The organism is Bacillota bacterium (assembly GCA_012842395.1).
GTDB lineage: Bacteria > Bacillota > SHA-98 > UBA4971 > UBA4971 > UBA6256.
The window spans coordinates 1-2,452 of record DUSX01000058.1 but is presented as its reverse complement, the minus strand read 5'-3'; the positions used below and the strand labels follow the sequence as shown (position 1 = coordinate 2,452).

2 protein-coding genes are annotated in these 2,452 nt (G+C 60.4%); both read right to left on the bottom strand.

Annotation, left to right across the window (positions count from 1 at the left end):
• The coding region (locus GX515_13465; protein ID HHY34001.1) for a hypothetical protein at positions 1 to 691 on the bottom strand (691 nt) is incomplete at its 3' end.
• A 22-nt stretch (positions 692 to 713) separates the two neighbouring features.
• Complete coding sequence (locus GX515_13460; GenBank protein HHY34000.1) at positions 714 to 1,928, bottom strand: metallophosphoesterase family protein; 1,215 nt, start codon at positions 1,926 to 1,928, stop codon at positions 714 to 716.
• Positions 1,929 to 2,452: the final 524 nt, after the last annotated feature.

Here is a 2,452-nt window from a genome sequence, read left to right as displayed (position 1 = left end):
CGTAGACTTCCATGGTGTCCGTGGTGGCGTCGTCCTTGTTCCCGCCCTGGCCAGCCAGGATGTAGATCTTGTTCCCGAAGGGCACGGCGAAGGAATCCTGGCGCGGGTTTGGCTGGGGCGCCCCGACTGACCACTCGCCGGTGGCGGTGTCGTATATGTCGACCGCCTTGGCGTAGTCGAAGGCCTCGTTGGTCAAGGCATCGTCCTCGCCGCCGAAAAGGTAGATCTTCGTACCAACGACCGCGCCCTGGCCGTCGTAGTGCCCCATGCTGGCCTCACCCGGCAGCTCCTGCCAGGATTCGGTGGTGGGATCGAAGACGTAACCCTTCTTGTTTCGGGATTTGCCATCCACGCTCTTGCCGCCGAAGCTGTAGAGCTTGCCCCCGACTGCGAATTGGTGCCCGCTGTAGCCGGAGTTTTGCGGCCAGGACTTGGGCCCGAGGACCTGCCATTGGTTGGTGGCCGGATCAAAGACCTCAATCGGCGGCGTTGGATTGTTGTCGTCCCCTTTTCCGCCAATGACGTAGATCTTGCCGTCAAGCACCGTCACCCCGCACTTGGTTCGGGCGTAAGTGAGTGGCGGCCCCTCGGTGACGGCCGGGTCAGCCGCGGTGACCGGCAGGGCGACAGACAGGATCACCGCCACCAGGAACACTCCCCCGAACAATCCCAGCTTCTTACCGGTTTTCACGGCAATCTCCCCTTTCTCTTTTCTACTTTCTTGGCGTCACGGTATACTCGTCAAGAATACCGCCGTTTGAGTCAACGACGGTCGCTGACAACACCCGGGGCGTGATCTTATAGATGATCATGTGCTCCGTCCTTATGGTTTTCGCCGTCGTTTCTGAGGTACCCAAGGCGTACAAGGGCGCGCCAGCCCCACCGGTCACTTGGTACACAATCCCTCCCTTCGCGGGTTTTCCGCCCAGCATGGGCACGGAGCGTTCGTAGAGATGGACGTGGCCGCTGAAGACCATGGAAACCCCGTTGTTTTCCACCACCGGCAACAGGATGTCCTTGGGCGATTGGGACTCATCCCATTCCGGCGAGGAAGCGTAGAACGGCCGGTGCAACGCCAGGAACTTCCAAACGGCGTCGCTGCCCGCCAGGTCCTTGGCGAGCCATGGCACTTCTTCCTCGAGTTCAGCGTTGGTCACATCGTAGACAATGGCGAAATGAGCCATGCCGTAATCGAAGGAGTAGGACTTCTCCGTGCCCGGCAGGACGAACTGCTCGAAATACGTCCGGGGGGCACCCCGCTCGTGATTGCCGAAGACCGGCATGAGCGGCAGGTACGGCAGGGTGTCGGCGGCCGCTTCGAACCACATGTTCCACTCGGCCTGGGTGGCCCCGTCTGTCATGTCCCCGGTAAAGAGGACGAAGCGGGCTCCAGCCTCGCGGGCCATGCGCATGAACTTGCCGAACAGGCCGTAATTCCCCCGGCAGTCGCCCATGACCACGAAGGTATACCCGGCCTCGACGTCGGTGATCGCCGTTTGCAGCTGGTACACCGGACTGGACTCGCCCGCGCAGTTCACGATGTAGTTATAGACCGTGTCCGGCCGCAGTCCCTTGAGCGTTGCGTCGTAGATGTTCACCGTCTCACGGGCGAATTTGTAACTGTGCTGAACCGCCTGTGCGGTGACCACCTGTGCTTCGTCGGCCGGCATCTCCCCGAGTTGGGCCGGCCAGGCCTTGACTACGCCGTCCTCCGTGACCTGATTCGAGCGCCAGGTGACGTTGACGACGGTCGGGTCGTCGCTCAAGGTCAGATGCACGCAGGAGATCGCTCGTTCTGGAATTGATTGCCCGAGGCCGCTTTGAGCCGACAGGGCGGCCAGGATACAGACACCCAGGATCGCCAGTAGAGCGAGTGAACGACGTCGGGCTCCAGCGAACGCCGGCCGCTGTGGGATGATCGACATCATCTTCACTCCTTTCCTTGAGATTCGACCATAATCCGCGGCCATTGGGGCCCAATTGCAGCCCCAGGGGTCGCGCCGGATTCATCGATGACACTGCTGTCGGCATTCCTGATGGTAAGCCGCGATGCGTTGAGGGGATCCCGCAACCGACAGGGTCGTAAGGATGGTCTCGTCTACTGCCCCTCTCGATTCCCTGATCTCCCGTATAAACGCCGCGCTCATCTTGAGAGCTTCGCTATTCTGGCTAACGGCTCGGAAGCTGCGCACCGGGACAAGTGTACGAGTGAAAGAACATATTGGCGGAGGCTACTTTGCTGTGCAGCTTCTTATCCGCCGGCAAGACCGGGATACCTGTTGCCACAGTGATGATAGATGCTGCAGGCTCTGTAAGAGCGCCAGCATGGTCTTGACTTCGATAACGAGGGGAAAGCCCCAGTTGTTCGAGTAGTAGGCCTCAAGAAAGGCTCTATAGTCGATAAGTCCGTCCGGTGTCGCGCCATGCTCGTCTTCGATGCCCCGGTTGTTGT

Coding starts and splice junctions, on each gene's coding strand:
- GX515_13460 (HHY34000.1), bottom strand. CDS start 1,928: ATGATGTCGATCATCCCACAGCGGCCGGCGTTCGCTGGAGCCCGACGT.